This window comes from Gammaproteobacteria bacterium (assembly GCA_028817255.1).
In the GTDB taxonomy this organism is placed as follows: Bacteria; Pseudomonadota; Gammaproteobacteria; order Porifericomitales; family Porifericomitaceae; genus Porifericomes; species Porifericomes azotivorans.
In genome coordinates this window covers 1-2979 of sequence record JAPPQA010000096.1, presented here as the reverse complement: position 1 = coordinate 2979, position 2979 = coordinate 1, and the positions used below count along the sequence as shown (strand labels likewise).

Below are 2979 nucleotides of genomic sequence, written 5' to 3'. Positions count from 1 at the left end.
TTGCCGCCGTGCACGGTGGGCTCCGCGCACCACTTCTTGCGTAACAGGGCCAGGGGTTCCAGAACGCTCTTCGGAAGGCCCAGGAGTTCCACCAGCACGGCACGGTCCAGGGCCTGCCGGGTTTCGTCCCGGTACGCCTCGTTCGCGGGCAGGAAGGCGCGGGACGCAAATTCCTGGAATAATTGCCGGGCCTTGCGTTTTTGGCCCGCGTCCAACTCGCGCGGGTCCAGCGTAACCAGCTCGGGCAAGACGGTAAGCGTAAGCACAGCCCGCCCAGGCTGTTGCTTGCTCCCCTTCCACCAGAACAGCAGCAGGCCCAGGGTGGTGTTGGCCCACAGCGCGACCGCGTATTCGTCGCCGGGTTTTCGCAGGCGGTAATTGGGCCATGCCCTGCCCCCGAGCGCGGGTTCCGGCGTCAGGCAGGCGGCCAGGCTTTGGCTGTTCAAGCGAAAGTCCCGGTTGAAGTGCAGGCGCGTTGCCGTGCGCCAGACCCGCTCCGCCTTATCCCGCATACCGGAACGCGCGATGCCCTGCGTATCCGGGCGCACGATCGGTTGGCGTTCCGCCTCCGCCGCGTGTCCCCACAGGCAGGGATAGGTGGGGTAGCCGCCATTGGGCGGCACGATGTCGAAGGGGCCGCGCGGGGAACCGTCGGTTTGCCATCCATCTATATCCAAATGATACATGCCTCGTTCTCCCAGCGCGGCCAGTTTCGCGGTGGGAAGCTTGCGTTCGGGCTCTCCCCTGGGAAGGCGCAACCGGCCGGACTCCAGGGCGACCGCCGCGCGCACCAGTTCGGCATCGGCAACCGCCGCACAGCCGCCTTGGCTCAGGGGCGCGCGCAGGCTGGTGCCGGCGAGGTCGGCGCCGATCGCAAGGCGCGCCGCATCCTCCGCGCCGCTGGGCAAGGCGCCCGCCTGCCGCGCCAGTTCCGTCGCCTCCATGGCGGTGGCGGGGCGGCGGCGCAAGGCGATCCAATGAATCCGCGGGTCTGGAGACGGGGCGGCCGCCCGCCGTTCGCGGGGCATCTTGCGGGCCAGCACCAGCACCTCGCCCATGTCGGTATCCGCCGAAAATGCCCTGTCGCGCGCCTTTACGGCAGTGATGGAGAACACGCGGATGTCTTCGTAGTTGCGCGCCAGCAGGGCGCGGCTGTTGGCCCAGGAGCCTCCCTGCGCGAAGGCCAGGGGGAGCACCAGGGCCAGCACGCCGTTGGGGCGCAGCTTGGCGTCCGCCAAGTCTATGAAGTTGGAGGCCAACCCGGCGTTGCCGTGGCCCGCCGGGGCATGAAGACGGCGGCGCAACTCTTTTAGCCGGGCGGCCATGTGGCGCTGTTCTTGCTCGCTGGTGTCAAAGCCGGCAAAGGAGGGCACCGGCATGTCGGTAAGCGCGTGATTCGTGGGCCGGGTAAAGGGCGGGTTCATGATGATCAGATCCATGGATTCGTGCCGCAGGGCGAAATTCGCCGCGACCAGTTCCTCATGCCCCAGGTCCCGAGCCGGGCCTTCGCCCGCGGCGACCCGCAGGCCGATCCCTTCTTGCAGCACGTCCACGCCGTGCTCCCGGTCTATGAAGTCCAGCGCGCCGATGTACGGGCGGGGGTCCGCGCCGGAGATCCCGTAAGGGAGCGTGTGCACCTGCGTGCCGCGAAAGATGCGCGTGGGGTGCAAACTGGAGAGCATGGATGCGGTCAGGTGCGTGGCCGCGGGCATGATGTCCGCCGCAACCAGGGACGCCCCCATCATGGCGCTGTGGAGCCGGGCGTCGTCGCCGCCGGCATGACGGAAGCGGGCCAAAACCGCCGAGTATGCCGCCGCCAGCAGGGTGCCGGTGCCGCAGGCCAGGTCGCCGATGCGCAGCTTTTTCAGCGCCTCGGCATCGCCCCAGTCCACGCCCTGGAGGCTGTCCGCGGCCAACTCCGCCAGCAGGGTGGCGGCGGGCGGCAGCGTGTAGAAGGTGGCCAGGAATTTGCGGTCGCCGATCAAGCGTTGGAACAGCCTCCCGTAGAGGTCGTGAGAACGGGTAACGCCATTCGCCGCCAGGGCGTCGGAAGTCTGGGCCAGCAGGTCTAAGATCCGGGCGGCCAACCCGGCGGGCACGGGCAGCAGGAGCCGGCGCGCAATGCCGAAGATCGGCCAGTAGTTGATCTCTTTCAGGATGCGATCCCATTCCCGCAAGACTTCCCCCTTGGACAGGACCCCGGAAGACAAGCGCAACCGATCCAGGGTTCGGATGCGGTGGGCGCCCGCAATCAGGGTCTGAAAGGTCAGCGCGTTGGCCACGATAGCCATGGCCATCCTGGAGGTCTGCGGGCTGTCCTCCTGGTGCAGTTCCCCGGCGATATTCCGGTTTATATCCGGGTGATCCCGGGTCTCCGCGCGCAGCAACCGCGCCGCCTCTCCCACGCCCGCCTCCAGGGTTCGCAGGCTGTCCGCCACCAGACGCTCGGACAAGCCGGCATTTTCCAACAGGCCGGCCAGCGCCGAGACGCCGCCGCGCAGCCAGCCGCCGGACGGCCAGCGCGACGCCTCCGGCCGCGCCCCCGCTCCGGGGACCGCCGCGCCTGCCGCGCGGGCAAAGCCGTACAGGCAGTATTCGTACTCCGCCTGCGCCACGGCCCGCGGCAATTCCTCCTGCGGGCAGGTCCGCAATCTCTCGGGCAGGCGCAGCGCCAATACCTGTTCCAAGCTTTGCGGGGAATTGGCCAGGCCCTTGCCCAGGCGCGCTTTGGCATCCTCCTCCACCGTCCGGGCCGGCGGGAACTCCGTCTCGATCACAACCGGCGCGCTGCCCGGCAAGACGATATCCGGGCGCCGCCCGGTTTCTTCCATAATCGCCGTCTGCTCGGCGGCCACGCGCCAGTGCGGGTTCTTTTCCCGCAGCGCCGCCGCCAAGGCCGCGTTCACAATGGACTCGGTATTTTTAGGCATCTGCTGCGCCGCGCCGGATTTTACCCTCACCCCAACCCTCTCCCAGAGG

Annotated in this window: 1 protein-coding gene; it reads right to left on the bottom strand. The window is 68.5% G+C overall.

Annotated elements, in window-relative coordinates:
- On the bottom strand, positions 1-2960 hold a 2960-nt coding region (locus OXU43_04225; GenBank protein ID MDD9824362.1), incomplete at its 3' end, for a hypothetical protein.
- Positions 2961-2979: the final 19 nt, after the last annotated feature.